Raw genomic sequence first — 20198 nt, 5'->3', positions numbered from 1 at the left:
GGGGGGTCGCGTTCAAGGGGTCCTCGTGAGGTTGGTGCCGATGCCTGCGCGGGTCGACGCCACCGCCCGCACCGCGTCCGTGAGGCGGTCGAGTACGGCATCGGCCTGTTCGTCGGTGAGGGTCAGGGGTGGGAGGAGGCGTACGACGGCGGCGTGGCGACCGCCCAGGTCCACGATCAGTCCTCGTCGCAGGCACTCACGCTGGACCGCCGAGGCCAGTTCGGGCGCGGCGGGCCGGGCGCGGGGGACGCCCTCGGTGCGTTCCGGTGTGCCCTCCGGGTCCACCAGTTCGACGCCGATCATCAGGCCCCGGCCACGTACGTCTCCGACGCAGTCGAACTGGTCCGTCAGGGAGCGGAGTTGGGTGAGCATACGAGCGCCCAGGGTCTCGGCGTGTTCGGCGAGGCGGTTCTCGCGGACGTGCGCGAGGGTGGCCGTGCCTGCGGCCATGGCGAGTTGGTTGCCGCGGAAGATGCCCGCGTGGTCGCCGGGCCGCCAGGCGTCGAGGTCGTCGCGGTGGACCACGACGGCCAGCGGGAGGCTGCCGCCGATGGCCTTGGACAGGACCATCACGTCCGGCACGACGCCACTGTGCTCCACCGCCCAGAAACGGCCCGTGCGGCCCACGCCTGTCTGGACCTCGTCGGCGATCAGCGGGACGGAGCGGGCGGCCGTGATCTCGCGCATGCGGCGCATCCAGCTGTCCGGGGCGGGAATCACACCGCCCTCGCCCTGGACCGGTTCGACGATCATCCCGGCGGGCCGGGGCACACCGGACCCGGTGTCGTCGAGGGCGGACTCGGTCCAACGGGCGGCGAGTTCGGCACCACGCTCGCCGCCGACGCCGAACGGGCAGCGGTAGTCCTGGGGGTACGGCAGGCGCATGCCCCGTACGTCGGCCGCTCCCCCGGACGCTTCGAGCGCCCCCATGGTCGTTCCGTGGTGGGCGCCGGTGAAGGCCACCACGCCGGTACGGCCGGTCGCGGCACGCACCAGTGCGACGGCCGTCTCGATCGCGTCCGTGCCGGTCGGCCCGCAGAACCGCACGCGCGCGCGATCGGCGAGCCCGGACGGCAGGGTGCGGAACAGCTCGGTGGTGAAGGCGTCCTTGACGGGGGTGGCCAGGTCGTGGACGTGCAGCGGGGCTCCGGAGTCGAGCACCTTGCGGATCGCCTCCAGCACGACCGGGTGGTTGTGGCCGAGGGCGAGGGTTCCCGCTCCGGAGAGGCAGTCGAGGTAGCGGCGCCCGTCGGCGCCCTCGATCGTCAGTCCGCGGGCCCGTACGGGGACGATCGGCAGGGCGCGCGCATAGGTGCGCGCCGCGGACTCGCGCGCCGACTGCCGCCGCAGGATCCCCTCGTGCGTCGCGCGCGCCCCCTCGGCCGCGCGCCCCTCAGACTCGGTCACAGCCACGACGGTTCCTCCGCTCCCCAGAGGCGAGTTGGCCGAGGGCTCCGGAAACGCAGGCCCCCGCACGTACCAACGACGCGGCCTTCGTGGGGAAGCGGGTGCGGCCCCGATCGGGCCCATGTGGGTGCGAGTCGTCGCGTTCGGGGCCTCGAAGATCCACACCGTGACGGAACCGTTGCGGGCCCGTCGGATGTCCCCCACAGCGACCGCATAGTGTGTGGTGCCGTTCAGAGACACCGCGACGATCGCGGCCGGTCGGCGCCGGCGGTTCCGTACCGAGAGGGCGCACATCGGCGGATCCGCACCAAGCTGCCGGGTGATGGCGTACGAAGAGAAGGAAGTACGCGAACGTACGCGAACGTTCCGGCGGCACTGAGTTGCCTACGCCCCAGGGGGAGTTCAAGCCATGCGACCCATACGCCCGTTCCTCGCCGCTCGCCGAGTCAGGGGTGGGCACCGCAGAACCTCCCCCACGTTGGCCGCGGTCGGTCTCGCCACGGTTCTCGCGCTGACCGTCACCGCCTGCGGCCCCGGCGACGACGGGGCGAACGCCCAGGCGTCCGCCTCCCAGGGCTCCTCGGACGGCGGCGGAAAGATCAGGATCCCGGACGACATCAGGGACAAGCTCAAAGAGCACGGGATCGACATCGACAAGTGGAAGAACGGCGCCTGGAAGAACTGGGACAGGGACGACTGGCTGCGCGAGGCCGAGGACTTCGTCAACCCGATCATCAAGGACCTCTGGGACCCGGACCGGATGCGGGAGGCCCAGGAGCCGGAGAAGGAGGTCGACGAGAACGACCTCTCCGGTGACCAGGGCGTCACCGACCCGACACCGGCGGCCGTGAAGGCGCGGGCCGTGCCGACGGGCTACCACGACAACGTGCCCGAGGCCGGCAAGGTGTTCTTCGACGGGCCCGAGGGCACGATGGTCTGCTCGGCGACGGTCGTCGAGGACCCGGCCAATCCCGGCAAGTCGAACCTCGTGTGGACCGCGGGGCACTGCGTGCACGCCGGCAAGTCCGGGGGCTGGTTCCGCAACATCGCCTTCGTGCCGTCGTACAACGACAGTGGGATGACGGCGACGGAGCTGGCGACCGCCACCAAGGAGGAGGTCGCTCCGTACGGCGTCTGGTGGGGCGACGGGGCGCGGACCTCGGACCAGTGGATCGCGCAGGGCGGCAAGACGGGCGGTGACGGCGCGCCGTACGACTTCGCGGTCATCCATGTGACGCCGGAGGACGGTGGCGACGGCAAGTCACTTGAGGAGACGGTCGGTTCGGCGCTTCCGGTGGACTTCGACGCGCCTGCGGTGCCGCAGGTGAAGAGCATCACGGCTACGGGTTATCCGGCGGCCGCGCCGTTCGACGGCGAGACGATGTACCAGTGCGCGGACGAACCGGGGCGGCTGTCGCTCCAGAAGTCCGACCCGACGATGTACCGCATCGGCTGCACGATGACCGGTGGTTCGTCCGGTGGTGGCTGGGTGGCGACGGGCTCGGACGGCAAGCCCGCGCTCGTGTCCAACACCTCGATCGGGCCGGTGAGTGCGGGGTGGTTGGCGGGGCCGCGGTTGGGTGAGGTGGCCGAGGGTGTGTATGACGAGGTGAGCCGGGAGTTTGCCGGGCAGTGAGGGATCGGTGGTCACCGACCGCCGCAGCTGAGGCCCGTGTGGTCGGGGGCGAGGAAATATCGTCCGCCGTCGGCCGTACGCGCGGGTGCGTGACACCGATGAAGGCCCGCCCCCTCACTCAGGGGGCGGGCCTTCGTCCGTTGTGCGTACCGCTCGTCAGGCCAGCGGCGCCGGCGCGTACGGCGCCAGCTCCGCCGCCAGTTCCTCGTGGACCCGCGCCTTGAGCAGGGTGCCCTCCGGGGTGTGTTCCTCGGAGATCACCTCGCCCTCGGTGTGGGCGCGGGCGATCAGCTTGCCCAGCGTGTACGGCACGAGCGCCTCGATCTCGACCGAGGGGCGGGGCAGCTCGTTGTCGATGAGCGCGAGCAGTTCCTCGATGCCCTGGCCGCTGCGGGCCGAGACGGCGATGGCGCGCTTCTCGATCCGCATCAGCCGCTGGAGCGTCAGCGGGTCGGCCGCGTCCGCCTTGTTGATCACGACGATCTCGGGCACGTCGGTGGCGCCGACGTCCCTGATCACCTCGCGCACGGCGGCCAGCTGCTCCTCCGGCATCGGGTGCGATCCGTCCACGACGTGCAGGATCAGGTCGGAGTCGCCGACCTCCTCCATCGTGGAGCGGAACGCCTCGACCAGGTGGTGCGGAAGGTGGCGCACAAAGCCGACGGTGTCCGCCAGCGTGTACAGCCGCCCGCCCGGGGTCTCGGCCCGGCGCACGGTCGGGTCGAGGGTCGCGAACAGGGCGTTCTCCACGAGGACACCCGCACCCGTGAGGCGGTTGAGCAGTGAGGACTTGCCCGCGTTGGTGTATCCGGCGATGGCGACCGACGGCACCTTGTGGCGCTTGCGCGTCTGGCGCTGGATCTCGCGGCCGGTCTTCATCTCCGCGATCTCCCGGCGCATCTTCGCCATCTTCTCGCGGATCCGGCGCCGGTCCGTCTCGATCTTGGTCTCACCGGGACCACGGGTGGCGAGGCCGCCGCCCTTGCCGCCGCCCATCTGCCGGGACAGCGACTGACCCCAGCCTCGCAGCCTCGGCAGCATGTACTGCATCTGCGCGAGCGCGACCTGCGCCTTGCCCTCTCGGGACTTGGCGTGCTGGGCGAAGATGTCGAGGATCAGGGCCGTACGGTCGATGACCTTGACCTTGACGACGTCTTCGAGGTGGATGAGCTGGCCGGGGCTGAGCTCACCGTCGCAGATGACGGTGTCGGCGCCGGTCTCCAGGACGACGTCCCGCAGCTCGTCGGCCTTGCCGGAGCCGATGTACGTGGCCGCGTCCGGCTTGTCGCGGCGCTGGATCACGCCGTCGAGCACCAGGGCACCCGCGGTCTCCGCGAGGGCGGCCAGCTCGGCCAGTGAGTTCTCCGCGTCCCGCGCCGTTCCCGAGGTCCAGACACCGACGAGGACGACCCGCTCCAGGCGGAGCTGCCGGTACTCGACCTCGGTGACGTCCTCGAGCTCGGTGGAGAGGCCCGCGACGCGGCGCAGGGCCGCACGGTCGGAGCGGTCGAACTGATCGCCGTCCCGCTCTCCGTCGATCTCGTGGCTCCAGGCGACGTCCTCTTCCATCAGGGCATCGGCCCGAAGACCTTCGGTGTGGTTCTGCGCGAGGGCGCGCTGCGCGGCCTGGGAAGGGGAAGAAGAGGAGGTCATTGGATCCTTACGTCGATGGGAAACGGATGCGGCGAGGGTTTTTCGCCACGGACGGCCTTCGTCGCCGTCGGCCGTCGTCGCCGACTGCGTTCCGTCACTGTGGACAACGTCCGAGTACCCCCGGAGATTCCCGGGGCCCTCCCCGAAGGGCCGGGCCGCGCCGCTGACGGAGAAGATGGTCGCACGACACGACTCGTCGCGTCACCGTGTTATTCCCGTTTCGCGGCCCGATACCCTCCGAGCTCCTCACCTGGTCATTTCCGTGCGGGCTCCGAGGTCCAGTCCGGGTGGCCCGGCATCGGCGGGGTCTTCTCCCCGTAGAGCCATGCGTGGAAGAACCCGCTCAGATCGCGCCCGGCGACGCGGGACGCGAGGTCCTGGAAGTCGTCCGTGCCGGCGACCCCGTCGCGGTGGACGCTCACCCAGGAGCGTTCCAGGCGGTCGAAGGCGGGGCTGCCGATCTCCTGGCGCAGGGCGTAGAGGAAGAGCGCGGACCCGTCGTAGACGACGGGGCGGAAGATGCTGGTCTTCTGGCCGGGCCCGGGTGCCTTGGGTTCCGCCGGGGGGCCACCGGCGGCCCGCCAGCGGTCGGAGGAGCCGTAGGCGGCCTTCATACGGGTCTGCAGGGACCTGCCCGCCTTCTCCTGCGCGTACAGGGCCTCGTACCAGGTGGCGTGTCCTTCGCTGAGCCACAGGTCGGACCAGGTGCGCGGGCTGACGCTGTTGCCGAACCACTGGTGGGCCAGCTCGTGCACCATGATCGACTCGACGTACCACTTCGGGTACTCGGACCGGGTGAAGAGCTCTCTCTCGAAGAGGGAGAGGGTCTGTGTCTCCAGTTCGAAGCCGGTCCGCGCGTCGGCGATCAGCAGGCCGTACGTCTCGAAGGGGTACGCACCGACCTTCCCTTCCATCCAGCGGATCTGGGCGGGGGTCTTCCTGAGCCACGGGCCGAGCGTCCCGCGGTCTTTCGCGGGGATCACGTCCCGGACGGGCAGGCCGTGCGGGCCCTTGCGGCGCAGGACCGTGGAGCGGCCGATGGAGACCTGGGTGAGCTCGGTCGCCATGGGGTGCGCGGTGCGGTACGTCCACGTGGTGGCCCTGGGGGTGCGGCGCACGCCCGTCGGCAGACCGCCCGCCACGGCGGTGTGGCCCCGGGGCGCGGTGACCCGGATGGTGAACAGGGCCTTGTCGGAGGGGTGGTCGTTGCACGGGAACACCAGGTGGGCGGCGTCGGCCTGGTTGGCCATGGCGAGGCCGTCCGCGGTGCGTACCCAGCCGCCCTCCTTGCCGTCGGCGTACATGGGGTCGCTGGTGTGGCGCACGGTGATCCGCAGCGGGCCGCCTTCCCGGAGCCGCGCCCTTGGGGTGAGGACCAGGTCCTCACCCGCGCTGGTGAATTCGGCGGGTGCGCCGTTGACCTCCACGGACCGTACCGTCCCGTGCGCGAAGTCGAGGTTGACGCGCTCCAGGGGTGCGGTGGTCCGGGCGTCGATCGTGGTGACGGCTGTGAGCGGTTCGCTGTTGGTGCCGGAGTAGGTGAAGGCGAGGTCGTACGACCGGACGTCGTACCCCGGGTTGCCGAGGTGGGGGAAGAGGCGGTCGCCCACGCCGAGGGGCACGGCCGGCGAGGGGACACCCGCGGCGATCAGGCAGACGGAGACGGCGGAGGTGAGCAGCGCCGCCCTGACGCGACGGGCTCCGGAACGGGGGGTGAGCAGCATGAACCACCGCTACCAGCGCTCCTGCCGCCCCACGGCGGCGACGCGCGGCGGGCCCACCCGAACGGCGGGCCCCTCTTGGCTGCCGTTACCGCGTGGCCGGAGCCTGGTGCTGGGTGCGGCCCACGTCGTAGACGCCCGCCACGTTCCGCATCGCGCGCATCAGGGCGGGGAGGTGGGCGGCGTCCGGGAGTTGGAGGGTGTAGGTGTGGCGGACGCGCTGCTGGGTCGGGGGTTCGACGGTGGCGGAGACGATCGCGACGCCCTCCAGGGCGATGGCCTCGGTGAGGTCGGCCAGGAGGTGGGGCCGCTGGAAGGACTCGGCGACCAGCGTGACCCGGCACTCGGTGGTGTCGCCCCAGCGCACACCGACCTCCGCACGCCCCACGCTCTTCATCCGCTCCGCTCCGGAACACTCCACGCGGTGGACGGTGACCACTCCCCCGCGTACGGCGAAGCCGGTGACCTCGTCGGGCGGTACGGGCGTACAGCAGCCCGCGAGCCGTACGCTCGCGCCGGGCTGGTCCACGGCGACGCTGGAGGAGGCGGGGCGGGCGGTGTGGGCGTCGGAGTCGGGACGCGTGGCGGCCGCCTCGGGGGCGAAGTCCTCGGTGGACATCTCGGTGGACATTCTGAAGGCGGCTCCGGCGAGCGCCGACGCTCCGGTGCCGTCCGACTCGTCACCGGGCGACGGATGGGCCGTCAGCCAGCGCTGGATGGCGATGCGCGCCGCGGGGGTGTGGGCGTGCTCCAGCCATTCCCGGGAGGGCTCGGAGGCCGGGTCCTGACCCATGAGGAGCTGGACCGTGTCGCCGTCCTTCAGGACCGTACTCAGCGTCGCCAGACGGCCGTTGACGCGGGCGCCGATGCAGGCGTGCGCGTCCTCGCCGTACTGGGCGTACGCGGCGTCCACACAACTCGCGCCCTCGGGGAGCCCCAACGTGCCCCCGTCGGGCCGGAAGACGGTGATCTCGCGGTCCTGCGCGAGGTCCTCGCGCAGGGTGGACCAGAAGATGTCGGTGTCCGGGGCCGCTTCCTGCCAGTCGAGGAGCCGGGACAGCCAGCCGGGGCGCGTGGGGTCGGCACGCTCGCCGTCACCGCCGGCCCGCTCGGCGACGGTCTGCTCGCCGCCCCCCTGCTCCCCCTGCTCCTCCGGAGGAGAGGCGTAGGGGTTGCCGAGCGCGATGACGCCGGCCTCGGCGACCTTGTGCATCTGGTGCGTGCGGATGAGGACTTCGGCGACCTCGCCGTCCACGCGCGCGACAGCCGTGTGCAGCGACTGGTAGAGGTTGAACTTCGGTACGGCGATGAAGTCCTTGAACTCCGAGACGACGGGCGTGAGGCAGGTGTGCAGCTCACCGAGGACCGCGTAGCAGTCGGCGTCCTCGTTGACGAGGACGAGGAGGCGCCCGAAGTCGGCGCGGCGCAGGGGCCCGCGCTTGCGCGAGACGCGGTGCACGGAGACGAAGTGCCGTGGGCGGATGACGACTTCGGCCTGGATACCGGCCTCGCGCAGCACTCCGCGCACCTCGTCGGCGATCTCGGCGAGGGGGTCGCCGCCGTGCGCCGCGTTGTCGACGATCAGCTCGCGGGTGTGCTGGTACTCCTCGGGGTGGAGGATCGCGAAGACCAGGTCCTCCAGTTCGGTCTTGAGCGCCTGGACGCCGAGCCGTTCGGCCAGCGGGATCAGCACGTCCTTGGTCACCTTGGCGATGCGCTCCTGTTTCTCGGGGCGCATCACGCCCAGGGTGCGCATGTTGTGCAGCCGGTCGGCGAGTTTGATCGACATCACGCGGACGTCGTTGCCGGTGGCGACGAGCATCTTGCGGAAGGTCTCGGGTTCGGCGGCGGCCCCGTAGTCGACCTTCTCCAGCTTCGTGACGCCGTCCACGAGGTAGCGGACCTCCGCGCCGAACTCCTTGCCGACCTGATCGAGCGTCACATCGGTGTCCTCGACGGTGTCGTGGAGCAGGGACGCCGTCAAGGTCGTGGTCTCGGCGCCGAGTTCGGCGAGGATCAGGGTCACGGCGAGCGGGTGCGTGATGTAGGGCTCGCCGCTCTTGCGCATCTGGCCGCGGTGCGAGGACTCGGCCAACACATAGGCCCGGCGCAGGGGTTCGAGGTCGGCGTCCGGGTGGTGGGCGCGGTGGGCCTCGACCATGTGGCTGATGGCGTCGGGCCGCCGGTCGCGGGTCGCGGGGCCGAGCAGCGCGGCGCGGCCGAGGCGGCGCAGGTCGATGCGGGGGCGGCCCTTCCTGCGGCTCGCCGGCGGCACCGCCTGCTCGTGCGTGCTGCCCCGCTCGTGCGAACCCGGGTGTGGGGAAGGGGGCGTCACAGGGGCGGGCGTGAGAGGGTTCGTGGCCTCCGCACTCATGGGCACCTCCGGCTGCGTTGACCGGCGGACGGATACCCGTTGGCTTGCGGCGGCTCAGGGTATGGCGTGGTTCCCCCGTCCGTGCCGGTGCTTGATGCTATCGAGCCCACCACCCGCGACTGACCGCCTCCCGCCGAGCGTGAAACGGATCACCCATTCGAGCGACCGTTCAGAGGTTTACGGTTTCCGGCCACCCATAGGGCAGTTGGCCATGGAATCGAACCTCTGAGCAGCACGAAAGGCATGGCATCGCAGCCGCGGGAGCCACGGACGCTGCGATACTCAGCCTGACCGCACGTCAACTCGCGGCGATTTCCAGCCAGTCGGCGTCGATCTCGCCCTCGGCGACGATCACCGCGGGGCCCGTCATCTCGACCTCGCCGTCCGGGCGTTCGGTGATGACGAGCGTTCCGCCGGGGACGTCAACGGTGTACGTCACCGGAGTCCCCGTCACGGCCGGGTCGGCACCGTCACGGCGAGCGGCCGCCACGGCGACGGCGCACGCGCCCGTACCGCACGAGCGGGTCTCGCCGGCGCCGCGCTCGTGCACGCGCATCGCGACGTGGGCCGGGCCGCGGTCGACGACGAACTCGACGTTGACCCCGTCGGGGTAGGCGGAGGCCGGGCGGAACGGCGGCGGGGCGTACAGGTCGCCGGCGTGTGCGAGGTCGTCGACGAAGGCCACGGCGTGCGGGTTGCCCATGTTCACGTTGCGCGCGGGCCAGCTGCGCTCCCCGACACTCACGGTGACGTCGGCCTCGGGGAGGCTCGCCCTGCCCATGCCGACCGTGACGTCTCCGTCCTTGTCGATGTGCACGGTCTTCACGCCTCCACGCGTGGCGACCGCGAGGTCCCCCTCGGTCACGTGTCCGGCGCGCTGGAGGTAGCGGGCGAAGACCCGTACGCCGTTGCCGCACATCTCGGCGATCGAGCCGTCGCCGTTGCGGTAGTCCATGAACCACTCCGCCTCGGCCGCCATCGCCTTCGCCTCGGGGTGGGCGGCGGACCGCACGACGTGCAGGAGGCCGTCCCCGCCCAGGCCCGCGCGCCGGTCGCACAGGGCGGCCACGGCGGCCGGGGGCAGGGCGATGGTGTTGTCCGGGTCCGGGATGATCACGAAGTCGTTCTCGGTCCCGTGGCCCTTGAGGAAGGCGATCCGCGTGCGCATGCCTCGATCGTACGGGAGCGCTCCGCTGGGGAAGCCCATGGGAGAGTGCGGGGCGGTGGGTCAGTGCGGGTTCGTTGTGGCTGGTCGCGCAGTTCCCCGCGCCCCTTACGGGGGCGCGACCTACGGGGCGCGGTCAGCGCAGTCGGGCTACGCGCCAGACCGCCAGGGCCACCACCGCGAGGACGATCACCGCGTACCCCAGGACCACCCGCCAGTCCGGGCGGCGTCCCGATCCGCGCTGTGGCAGTCCGGGCCAGGTGGAGCCGACGCGGCGGGCGGCCATCATGCCCCAGCCGGCCGCGCACGAGCAGATCAGCAGACCGAGCATGGCGACCACGGCGCCGCCGTCGCCGAACTCGAAGGCGAGCGGGAAGGCGAACATCAGGGAGCCCAGCGCGGCCAGGGCGACGATGGGGGCGAGCTGCCAGATCCGCAGCCGGCGCTGGGGCCTGAGCTCGACCTCGACCTCGGGTCCGGGAGACATCTCGTCCGGTTCCGGTCCGTCGTCGGTCACGCCGTCCGGCGGCTGCTCGTCCGGGCCGTCCGAGTTCAGGGAATCCCCGTCCGGGCTCAAGCGGTACGCCTCCAGGGCCTGCTGCTCCCCGTTCTCCGCGGTCTCGTACTCCGCGCCTTGTGCGGTGTTGCGAGGGCCGGCCTCCATCGCCACGCGCCCTCCCAACTAGGACTCCACTTGGTCGATCGAAGCTCGATGATGGCACGCCCCCGGAGGCCCGGATGGCGGCCGGTGCGTCCCGATGCCATGACGTGATCAGGCTGTGACCGGTCGTTCGACGAACGAGAGGGCGAGCTCCGGAAGTTCCGCGTGATCGGCGACGCCCCCCTTGAGCCAATGCACACGGGGGTCGCGCCTGAACCATGAATCCTGGCGGCGCGCGAAGCGTTTGGTGGCACGTACGGTCTCGGCGCGCGCTTCGTCCTCGGTGCACTCACCGGAGAGCGCCGCGAGTACCTGCTGGTAGCCGAGCGCGCGCGACGCCGTACGCCCCTCGCGCAGCCCCTGCGCCTCCAGCGCGCGCACCTCGTCGACGAGTCCGGCGTCCCACATGCGGTCGACCCGGCGGGTGATGCGCTCGTCGAGTTCGGGGCGGGAGACGTCGACGCCGATCTGGACCGTGTCGTAGAAGGAGTCGTGACCCGGGAGGTTGGCGGTGAACGGCCTGCCGGTGATCTCGATGACCTCCAGGGCGCGGACGATGCGGCGGCCGTTGCTGGGCAGGATCGCGTGGGCCGCCTCGGGGTCGGCGGCGGACAGGCGGGTGTGCAGGGCGCCGGAACCGCGCAGGGTGAGTTCCTCCTCCAGGCGGGCGCGGACCTCTGGGTCGGTGCCGGGGAACTCCAGGTTGTCGACGGCGCCGCGGACGTACAGCCCGGAGCCGCCCACCAGGATGGGCCAGCGGCCCTCGGCGAGCAGGGCGTCGATGCGCGCGCGGGCGAGCCGCTGGTACTCGGCGACGCTCGCCGTGATCGTCACGTCCCAGATGTCCAGGAGGTGGTGGGGGACGCCCGAGCGCTCCTCGGACGTCAGCTTGGCGGTGCCGATGTCCATCCCCCGGTACAGCTGCATCGAGTCGGCGTTGACGATCTCTCCGCCGAGGCGCTGGGCGAGGAAGACGCCGAGATCGGACTTTCCCGCGGCGGTGGGTCCGACGACGGCGATGACACGGGGGGCGGGGGGTGCGGTACTCACCGACCCAGTTTCGCAAACGTCGGGGCCCCTCTCGAACGAGTAAACGCCGGGGCCCGCTCTCGAACGAGTTACGTGACGCCACGGGAGCGGGTTCGTTGCCTGTTGCGAGGTTCGGACCGCCGGTTTCGAGTACCGGTGACCCGGGCGACGCAATCGGACGCACCGGGCGACGCGGGATTTCGTCCGCACGAGTAACGTTGGAGTCGATATGGGCGTTTTTGCACGACTTTTCCGGAGGTCGAAGGCTACGGAGGAGGCGTCAACCGCCGAGGCACAGGCCGGCACACCGACGGCCGAGTCCGAGGTGGAGGGGGCGGACGAAGCGAAGGGGTCGAAGGAGCCCACGGAGTCCGAGACCGGGACCGAGGTGGGCGAGGCCACGGCGGAGAAGGCCGCGTCGGAGGAGTCCGGCGCGGGTGACGACGTCGATATCCCCCAGCAGCAGACCGCCGAGAAGGCCGCGGACAACGAGGCCGGCGAGGGCGCCCGCACGTAACGGTCCCCTGCGGAAAGGTGAACCATGGGTCTCCTGGATAACGTGAAGTCCAAACTCGCCCCGGCCAAGGAGAAGGTCTCGCACTTCGCACAGAAGCACGAGGGACGGGTCGACCAGGTCGAACGCGGTCTCGACAAGGCCGCGAACGCGGTCGACAAGAGGACCAAGGGCAAGTACAGCGACCGGATCCACTCGGGCACGGACAAGGCGAAGGGCGCCATGGACCGCCTCGCGCACAAGGACGGCAGCGGCGCCACACCCCCGCCGGACGCGTCGCCACCGCCTCCGGCCTCCTGAGCGACACCCACACGGCGGACGGCCGCGGAGCCCCACAGCTCCCGGCCGTCCGCCGTGGGGTGCGGAGCGTCGGCTACGACCAGGCCGCCACCAGATAGCCCACCCCGTACGGTGCCTCGTCGTACAGGAGTGAGCCGTCCAGGAGCGAGCCGTCCAGGACTGAGCCGTCCAGGTCCGTGTGCTCGGCCGCGCCGGCGAGGACCTGCCAGGGGGCGCGGCCGGAGACCTTCAGTTCGCGGGCCAGGTCGCAGTCCAGGGCCTTGAGGGCCGGGACGTCCGCCGAGCCGAGCGCACGGGCGGCCTCGGCGTCGAAGCCGGCGGCGCGCTCGTCGAGGTAGCCGGGTGCCTTGAGGGTGCGGCACGCGCTGGCGTCGCCCATGACCAGCAGGGCCACCCGCTGGTCCGGCGCCTGGTCCGGCGCCGCGATCTCCCGTCCCGCCTCGACGCACCGCTCGGTCTCCAGCGACTCGCCCACGCCGAGGCCCTCCACGGGCGCGTCGGTCCAGTCCGTGCGCGCCAGCAGCCAGGCGGCCACGGCGAGGGAGGGCGGAAGCTCCTGGCCCGTGGACGACGCTCCCCGCTCACCCCGGCCCAGCCGTACCTCGACGTCCACGCCGAAGCCGCGGAACGAGCCCGGCGTTCCCTCGGGGTGCGGTCCGCGTCCGGTCCCGCCGGCCGGGCCGACGACCACCAGCCGGTCGGGGCGGGCCGCGGCGAGCACCCCGAGCGCATCCGTGCACGCGGCCCGGGCGGCGTCCATCTCGGGCGCGGCCCCCGCGGCGACCTCGGGCACGAGCAGCGGCGGACAGGGGCAGACGGCGGCGGCGACAAGCATGACCGGCAGGGTAACCCCGGCGCCTTCCCGCCCGAAGCACCCGCCCGACGCACCCGCCCGAAGCGCAGGCCCTCAGTCGCAGCCGCAGCCGCTCCCCGTGGCCACCGGCAGCGGGGCCGGGGCGCCGATCTTCGGCAGGCCCAGCATGACGCCGGCCGGCTTCGCCGCCTTCTCGACGTTGCGCTTCTCCCAGGCGTCGCCCGCGCGTGTGCGGCGCACGCCCAGGGCGGCGCCCTCGGCGAGGAGGTGGTGCGGCGCCGCGTACGTGATCTCGACCGTGACGACGTCTCCGGGCCGGACCTCCTCGTCGGGCTTGGTGAAGTGGACCAGCCGGTTGTCGGGGGCGCGGCCGGAGAGGCGGTGGGTGGCGCCGTCCTTGCGGCCCTCGCCCTCGGCGACCATCAGCTCCAGGGTGCGGCCGACCTGCTTCTTGTTCTCCTCCCAGGAGATCTCCTCCTGGAGGGCGACGAGACGCTCGTAGCGCGCCTGGACGACCTCCTTGGGGATCTGGTTCTCCATGGTGGCGGCGGGGGTGCCGGGGCGCTTGGAGTACTGGAAGGTGAACGCCTGGGCGAACCGCGCCTCGCGCACCACGTGCAGCGTCTGCTCGAAGTCCTCCTCGGTCTCGCCGGGGAAGCCCACGATGATGTCGGTGGTGATCGCCGCGTGCGGGATGGCGGCCCGCACCTTCTCGATGATCCCCAGGTAGCGCTCCTGGCGGTAGGAGCGGCGCATCGCCTTGAGGACCGGGTCCGAGCCGGACTGGAGCGGCATGTGCAGCTGCGGCATCACGTTCGGCGTCTCGGCCATGGCGGCGATCACGTCGTCGGTGAAGTCGCGGGGGTGGGGGGAGGTGAAGCGGACGCGCTCCAGGCCGTCGATCCCGCCGCAGGCCCGCAGCAGCTTGCTGAAGGCCTCGCGGTCGCCGATGTCGCTGCCGTACGCGTTGACGTTCTGCCCGAGCAGTGTGATCTCGGAGACGCCCTCGCCGACCAGGGCCTCGATCTCGGCGAGGATGTCACCGGTCCGGCGGTCCTTCTCCTTGCCGCGCAGGGCGGGGACGATGCAGAAGGTGCACGTGTTGTTGCAGCCGACGGAGATGGACACCCAGGCCGCGTACGCGCTCTCACGGCGGGTCGGCAGCGTCGACGGGAACGCCTCCAGCGACTCGGCGATCTCGACCTGGGCCTCCTCCTGGACGCGGGCGCGCTCCAGCAGGACGGGCAGCTTGCCGATGTTGTGCGTGCCGAAGACGACGTCCACCCAGGGCGCCTTCTTCACGATGGTGTCGCGGTCCTTCTGCGCCAGGCAGCCGCCGACCGCGATCTGCATGCCGGGGCGGCTCGCCTTCTTCGGGGCGAGGCGGCCGAGGTTCCCGTACAGCCTGTTGTCGGCGTTCTCGCGGACGGCGCACGTGTTGAAGACGACGACGTCCGCGTCGCCGTCGGCGCCCTCGGGCGCGCGCACGTAGCCGGCGTTCTCGAGCAGCCCGGACAACCGCTCGGAATCGTGGACGTTCATCTGGCACCCGTAGGTGCGCACTTCGTAGGTCTTGACGTCCACTGCCGGGCTCCGGTCGCTGCTGCTGCTCATGTGTCAAGAGTAGGCGGTCGTGAACGGGGCCCCTGTCGGGTCATCCGTTGACCGCCAGCACGGTCTTGCGGCCCGCGCAGGCGTACCAGCCGAGGGTGTCGGCCGTGAGGGCGGTGACGGGGGGCGGGAGCTGTGCGGGTGCGTGTTTCGGTCAGGCCCTTCGCGGTCAATGCGCAGTGCCGCGCAAGCGCGGCCCGCCGCCGCGTACACCGTGGCGCCGTCCGGTGCGACGGCGGGTGGGCACTGGGCGGGGCCGGTGCCCTCGAACTGCTGTGCCCGGCCGCGGGACCGGCCCGTGCGCGGATCGAGAGCGGTGAGGGTGACGCCGTCCTTCCAGTGCAGCAGCAGTCCGCCCGCGACGACGGGAACGTGGACGCCACCGGGGCGCCGGGTCCAGCAGGCATCGAGGCCGAGCGCGGGCGTGCTCCAGATCAGGCGTGCGTCGTCGAGCCCGAAGCCGTGCAGGGTGGAGCCGGTCAGGAGGAGGCCGGCGGTGCCGGTGCGGGCGAGAGCCGTGGCCCCGCGCGCGATGTCGGTTCTCAGAGCGCGGGCGACCGTCCGGTCTCCGCTGCGGGCGTCGACGACATGCAGCGCGCCCGTCTCGGTGAGCAGTGCGAACCGGTCCGGCGGCAGTGCGCCCACGGCCGCCACCGTGTCGCCCTCGCCCAACTCCTCGTAGACCCACAGCTCTTTGCCGCCCCTCGCGTCCACGCAGGTCGGACGGGCGAACTCGTCGGTGAGCAGCAGTGCGTCGCCCACGACGGCGGGAAGGCGCCACTCGGTGCGCTGTTCGCGGCGCCACAGTTCGGCCGGAGGTGAGCGAGACGGCGCGCAGCACATCCGTGTCACTGACGACCATGGCGGTGCCGGCGAGCGCGTACCACCGCTGGGTGGGCTGCGGTGTCGCCGCCCCGGGGAGGGTCTTGCCCGTGCTGGTGGCGGTGGGGGTGAGGCGGATGCCGCCCGCGAGGAGCAGCCCGTCGTCCGTGACGCCCCAGTCGTCCGGGACGTCCGCGGAGGTCTCGGACGCCCAGCGCCGACGGCCCGCCGACGCGGTACGCAGCTGGGTCGAACCGGTACTGGTGACTGTTCCTTCGAGCCCGTGCAGGACGAGCCCGGCCGGCGTGGCGAGCAGGGCGTCCACGCGGCCGGCGCCGGCGCTCAGCCGCCAGCGGATCGCGCCGGGGGGCGGCCGTTCCCGCGGTCACCTTCCAGGCGTCCGGATCGTCGTCCTGGTCGTCGGCGCCGCCGCCCTGCGCCACCGCGTAGCCGAACAGGCCGACGAGTGCGGCGCCGCCGGCCGCCAGGGCGGCGCGGCGGGGCAACTCGCCCCGCCGGGAGGGGGCTGGGCTCGGCAGCGAGACGGTGGGAGCCGGCATCGGCTCCGGGCCGGGGTGCGGCGCCGGCTCGGCGTCGGCCACCAGGGAACGCAGTGGTTCGTCACGCCACCAGGCCGACGGGGCGGGTGTGACAACGCGGTGGAGTACCGCGGCGGCATCGGGGCGGTTGCCGGGGGCTTGTCGAGGCAGGCGTCGATCAGGTCCTTCAAGCCCAGTTCCACGGGTACGTCGTCGAGTTCGGGCTCTTCGTGGACGATCCGGTAGAGCAGCGCGGGCACGGAGGCCGCGGCGAAGGCGTTCCGGCCCGTCGCGGCGAACGCGAGCACCGCGCCCAGCGCGAAGATGTCCGTCGCCGCGGTCACCGCCGGGCCGTCGAGGATCTGCTCCGGGGACATGTACCCGGGGGGTGCCGATCATCTCCCCGCTCCCCGTCAGAGCCTCGTCCGACGGTCCCGAGGCAGGTGCGTCACGAGCACCTTGGCGATACCGAAGTCGATGACGCGCGGTCCCTGGGCGGTGACCAGGACGTTCGCCGGCTTCAGGTCGCGGTGTGCCAGGCCCGCCGTGTGGATCGCGGTGAGCGCCTCGGCGAGGGCGGCACCGAGCGAGGCGAGGTCGCCGGATGCCAGGGGCCCGCACCCGGCCACGGCCTCCGACAGGGTGGGGCCCGCGCAGTACTCGACGGCCAGCCAGGGCTGCGGGGCCCGCGTTCCCGAGTCGAGCACGGCCGCCGTGAACGGGCCGGGCACGGCGCGTGCCGCCCGCACCTCACGCCGCAGCCGCTCCCGGAACAGCGGGTCGGTGGCGAGGTGCGCGTGCATCACCTTGACCACGACGAGCCGCCCCGATCCCGAACGGGCCAGATACGCACGGCCCATGCCACCCGCCCCGAGCAGCGCGAGCGTCCGGTACTCCCCGAACTCGAACCGGCCCATCGGCCTCCCCCCTGCCTGCATGCCCCAGCGCGCCGATGGTCCATGCGACGCCTGTACGGCGCCAGAGGTTCCCGGGAACCGGAACCGCTCGAGGGACGCATCCGGCCGCGGTGCGCCGCACGGCCCAGAACACCCGAGTACCCCTGGCCCGGGCACGGAGGCCGTGCCCGGGCCCCGCTGTCAGCCCGGACGCCCGACCGGCAGGGTGACGCTCGCCGACCGCAGCCCGGAGGCCCTCGCGGTGAGCGTGAGACGGCCCGGTCTCTTCGCCGGTCGCAGGATGGCGAGCGCCTTCCCGTGCCAGGTGTGGCGGCGCGGCTGCCGGAAGCTGTCGACGTTGTGGGGGTTGCCGTTGCCGACGCCGGCGAGCTCCCCCGCGCCCCGTACCTCGAACGTCACCTCGACCGTCGCGTCGGGCACCAGCCGGCCGCGGCTGTCGACCACCTCGACGAGCACGTGCGCGAGGTCGTCGCGGCCGGTGGTGAGGTCCTTGACGTCGGGGACGAGCCGAAGTGCGGCCGGGGCTCCCACCGTCCTGAGGGTCTTCCGGCCGATCTCCTCGCCGTTCCGGGTGGCGACGGCCGTGAGCTCGCCGGGTTCGTACGGCACGGTGAAGGTGGCCATGGACCGTTCGGGAGCCCTCGCTTCGCCGCCCGGGACCGCCTTGCCGTTGAGCAGCAGCCGCGCGCTGTCGCCCGGTGTGTAGACGTGCACGGTCATCGGCTTGCCCGGCTCCACGTCCCAGGTCCAGCTCGCCAGCTCGTCGTAGTAGCCCCACCAGAGCGCCACCTGCTCGGTGCCCGGCGGTGTCGGGCGCTCCACCAGCAACTCCACGGGGCTGCGGCCGGTCACCGCGGCCCGCCAGTGGTTCTGCGGCTTGCGCTGCCCGATGAGGTCGAAGTCCCCGCAGTTCGCCTGGAAGTACGGGTACGGGTAGCCGAAGCCGCCCCAGGTGTGGTGCAGCTCGCGGGAGATCGACCAGCCCGGCATGACGCTCTGGTCCCCGATGGTCTGAGCCGTTCCTACGGGCGGTATCGCCGTCTTGCCGATGCCGGATTCACCGAGGTAGTCCCAGGCGGCCCAGACCCAGGTCCCGGTGGCCCAGGTGTGCTGGGCGGCGAACGTGATGTCCTGGTGGATCGTCGCCGGGAACGTCTCGTTGTGCGTCATCGCCTTGTCGGGGTTGGCCTCGTGCATCTGGCCGTAGGTCTTGCCGTTGGCGTTGTAGTGCACGTCGCCGACGCCGACGTAGGTCCAGGACGGGTCGTTCGCCGAGTGGGTCGAGCCGCCGCCGAGGGTGATCGGCCGGGTCCGGTCGAGGGAGCGGAGGGCCTGGGCCATCTCGGCTCCCCGGCGGCCGCCGGTGTTGTCGGTGATCTCGTTGCCGAGCGACCACATCACCACGCTGGGGTGGTTGCGGTCCCGGAGCACCGTGCCCCTCAGGTCCCGCTCCCACCACTGGGCGAAGTGCACCGAGTAGTCGTCGGGGTTCTTGCCGGTGTCCCAGACGTCGAAGATCTCGTCCATCACCAGCATGCCCAGCCGGTCGCAGGCGTCGAGCAGCGCGGGGGTCGGCGGGTTGTGGGCGGTACGGATCGAGTTGAAGCCGGCCTCCTTGAGGATCTCGACCCGGCGCTCCTCGGAGCGGTCGAGCGCGACGGCGCCCAGCGGGCCGTGGTCGTGGTGGACGTTGCCGCCCATGATCTCGACCGGCTCACCGTTGAGCAGGAATCCCACCTGGCCGTTCCACACCAGCGTGCGGATCCCGAAGGTGGTGGTGAGGGTGTCCACGACCCTGCCGCCGACCAGCACCTCCGTGCGCGCGGAGTAGAGGTTCGGCGAGTCGGGGGACCACAGCGCCGGCTGTTTGAGGGAGAGGTCGAGCCGTGCGGTGGCCGTCGCGTCCGGCGCGAGGTCCCGGGCGGGGTCGTGTGCCGTCGCCACGACGCGCCCGCGCGGGTCGCGCACGCTCACGCGCACGGACGCCGACGAGGGACGCTCACCGAGGTTGGCGAGGGACACATCCACGCGCGCGACCGCCCGGCGCTCGCCCACCTCGGGGGTGCTCACGTGGACGCCCCACAGCGGGATCCGCACCGGGCCGGTCGCCGTCAGCCAGGTGTGCCGGTAGATGCCCGAGCCGGAGTACCAGCGGCTGTTGCGGCCGGTGTTGTCGACGCGGACCGCGAGGACGTTGGTCCCCGTGGGCTTGAGGTGCGGGGTCAGGTCGTACGCGAACGACGTGTAGCCGTAGGGGTGGAAGCCGAGGTGCACGCCGTTGAGCCAGACGTCCGCGTTCTGGTGGACGCCGTCGAACCGGATCTCGTGGTGGCGGTCGTCGCCGGCCGGGTCGGGCAGCGTGAAGTGCTTGCGGTACCAGCCGATCCCGCCGACGGTGTATCCGGTCGAGCCGCCGCCCTCGCTGTTCTTCGGGTCGAACGGGCCGATCACCGGCGGCGGCGCGGGCTCGGTCGGCGGTTCCTTGGGAACGAGCAGGGACGGGTCGCTGGTGGCCGCCCCGTCGGGAGCGGGGGCGTAGGGCAGGTCCTCGATGCTCCAGTCGTGGGGAAGGTCGAGCGGCCGCCACGAGCCGTCGTCGAACGCCGGGTCCTGGGCGCCGGGCGCGTCGCCGCGGTGGAAGCGCCATCCCTCGTCGAACGACCGCTCCCGGGGCTGCGCGTCCGCGGTCAGCGGCTCGGCACGGTCCGCGGCGACCGCACGGTCGACGTCGAGCGCCAGCGAACCGACACCCACCGCCCCGAGTTGCAGCGCATGACGTCGCGTCACGCCTGCCGGGGTTCCCTGCGATCGCTCCGGTAAGTCGCCCACGGCGGGCTCCGCCGTGTCGCCGTCGTGTCTCTGCTCCCGCATCGCCATGTCTTCCGCCCTCTCAGGAGAGTGAGAAAGGATTCGATATACCGAACATGAAACGGAATGCTGAACTGGCATAGCCATGACAGGAGTAGACGGACCGGAAGGTGACGTCAAGGTGCCGAAGGGGCGTGCGCCCCTGTCTGATGCGACGGGTACGGGAG

Annotated in this window: 16 protein-coding genes; 3 read left to right on the top strand and 13 right to left on the bottom strand. The window is 72.0% G+C overall.

What is annotated here, in order from left to right:
- Window positions 1-12 precede the first annotated feature (12 nt).
- Window positions 13-1413 (bottom strand): diaminobutyrate--2-oxoglutarate transaminase family protein, encoded by a 1401-nt coding sequence (locus FNH08_RS19945; protein WP_322724893.1) that lies wholly within the window; start codon window positions 1411-1413, stop codon window positions 13-15.
- A gap of 403 nt (window positions 1414-1816) precedes the next feature.
- Between FNH08_RS19945 and FNH08_RS19940 the strand changes: the two genes are divergently transcribed.
- Window positions 1817-3043 carry a trypsin-like serine peptidase gene (locus FNH08_RS19940; protein ID WP_194238543.1) on the top strand — a complete coding sequence of 409 codons (1227 nt, stop codon included), beginning with the start codon at window positions 1817-1819 and terminating at the stop codon, window positions 3041-3043.
- Between the two features lie 156 nt (window positions 3044-3199).
- On the opposite strand, the gene hflX is transcribed toward FNH08_RS19940, so the two are convergent.
- From hflX to miaA, 6 genes are all read right to left on the bottom strand, one after another.
- Entirely contained in the window at window positions 3200-4696 is a 1497-nt protein-coding gene (hflX, locus tag FNH08_RS19935) for a GTPase HflX (RefSeq protein ID WP_152772850.1), read from the bottom strand.
- A gap of 254 nt (window positions 4697-4950) precedes the next feature.
- On the bottom strand, window positions 4951-6420 hold the full coding sequence (locus FNH08_RS19930; RefSeq protein ID WP_152772849.1) for a M1 family metallopeptidase: 1470 nt from the start codon (window positions 6418-6420) through the stop codon (window positions 4951-4953).
- An 85-nt stretch (window positions 6421-6505) separates the two neighbouring features.
- Window positions 6506-8791, bottom strand: coding sequence for a RelA/SpoT family protein (locus FNH08_RS19925; protein ID WP_152772848.1), 2286 nt, complete (start codon window positions 8789-8791; stop codon window positions 6506-6508).
- A gap of 298 nt (window positions 8792-9089) precedes the next feature.
- Window positions 9090-9959, bottom strand: coding sequence for a diaminopimelate epimerase (dapF, locus tag FNH08_RS19920; RefSeq protein WP_152772847.1), 870 nt, complete (start codon window positions 9957-9959; stop codon window positions 9090-9092).
- Between the two features lie 133 nt (window positions 9960-10092).
- Window positions 10093-10620 (bottom strand): hypothetical protein, encoded by a 528-nt coding sequence (locus FNH08_RS19915; protein WP_152772851.1) that lies wholly within the window; start codon window positions 10618-10620, stop codon window positions 10093-10095.
- Between the two features lie 108 nt (window positions 10621-10728).
- On the bottom strand, window positions 10729-11667 hold the full coding sequence (gene miaA, locus FNH08_RS19910) for a tRNA (adenosine(37)-N6)-dimethylallyltransferase MiaA (protein WP_322724891.1): 939 nt from the start codon (window positions 11665-11667) through the stop codon (window positions 10729-10731).
- Between the two features lie 208 nt (window positions 11668-11875).
- On the opposite strand from miaA, the gene FNH08_RS19905 reads away from it, so the two are divergent.
- Together FNH08_RS19905 and FNH08_RS19900 are read left to right on the top strand one after the other, a co-directional pair.
- Window positions 11876-12163 (top strand): hypothetical protein, encoded by a 288-nt coding sequence (locus tag FNH08_RS19905; RefSeq protein ID WP_152772846.1) that lies wholly within the window; start codon window positions 11876-11878, stop codon window positions 12161-12163.
- Between the two features lie 24 nt (window positions 12164-12187).
- Window positions 12188-12460 (top strand): antitoxin, encoded by a 273-nt coding sequence (locus tag FNH08_RS19900; RefSeq protein ID WP_152772845.1) that lies wholly within the window; start codon window positions 12188-12190, stop codon window positions 12458-12460.
- Between the two features lie 73 nt (window positions 12461-12533).
- Here FNH08_RS19900 and FNH08_RS19895 read toward each other — a convergent pair whose 3' ends face one another.
- The 6 genes from FNH08_RS19895 to FNH08_RS19870 all read right to left on the bottom strand — a co-directional run bounded on the left by FNH08_RS19895 (window position 12534) and on the right by FNH08_RS19870 (window position 19950).
- Complete coding sequence (locus tag FNH08_RS19895) at window positions 12534-13295, bottom strand: class III extradiol dioxygenase subunit B-like domain-containing protein (protein ID WP_152772844.1); 762 nt, start codon at window positions 13293-13295, stop codon at window positions 12534-12536.
- Window positions 13296-13367: 72 nt separating this feature from the next.
- Complete coding sequence (miaB, locus tag FNH08_RS19890; RefSeq protein WP_152772843.1) at window positions 13368-14888, bottom strand: tRNA (N6-isopentenyl adenosine(37)-C2)-methylthiotransferase MiaB; 1521 nt, start codon at window positions 14886-14888, stop codon at window positions 13368-13370.
- Between the two features lie 3 nt (window positions 14889-14891).
- Window positions 14892-15647, bottom strand: coding sequence for an outer membrane protein assembly factor BamB family protein (locus FNH08_RS19885; protein ID WP_228034236.1), 756 nt, complete (start codon window positions 15645-15647; stop codon window positions 14892-14894).
- A gap of 445 nt (window positions 15648-16092) precedes the next feature.
- Window positions 16093-16623, bottom strand: a complete 531-nt coding sequence (locus FNH08_RS19880) for a protein kinase family protein (protein WP_152772841.1) — start codon at window positions 16621-16623, stop codon at window positions 16093-16095.
- 36 nt (window positions 16624-16659) lie between these two features.
- On the bottom strand, window positions 16660-17163 hold the full coding sequence (locus tag FNH08_RS19875) for a serine/threonine-protein kinase (protein WP_194238541.1): 504 nt from the start codon (window positions 17161-17163) through the stop codon (window positions 16660-16662).
- Between the two features lie 180 nt (window positions 17164-17343).
- Window positions 17344-19950 carry a glycoside hydrolase family 2 TIM barrel-domain containing protein gene (locus FNH08_RS19870; RefSeq protein ID WP_322724888.1) on the bottom strand — a complete coding sequence of 869 codons (2607 nt, stop codon included), beginning with the start codon at window positions 19948-19950 and terminating at the stop codon, window positions 17344-17346.
- Window positions 19951-20198: the final 248 nt, after the last annotated feature.

Source organism: Streptomyces spongiae (genome assembly GCF_009377185.1).
Lineage (GTDB): Bacteria > Actinomycetota > Actinomycetes > Streptomycetales > Streptomycetaceae > Streptomyces > Streptomyces spongiae.
The sequence above is the reverse complement of the archived record's forward strand: the minus strand, read 5'-3'. Positions and strand labels throughout refer to the sequence as shown.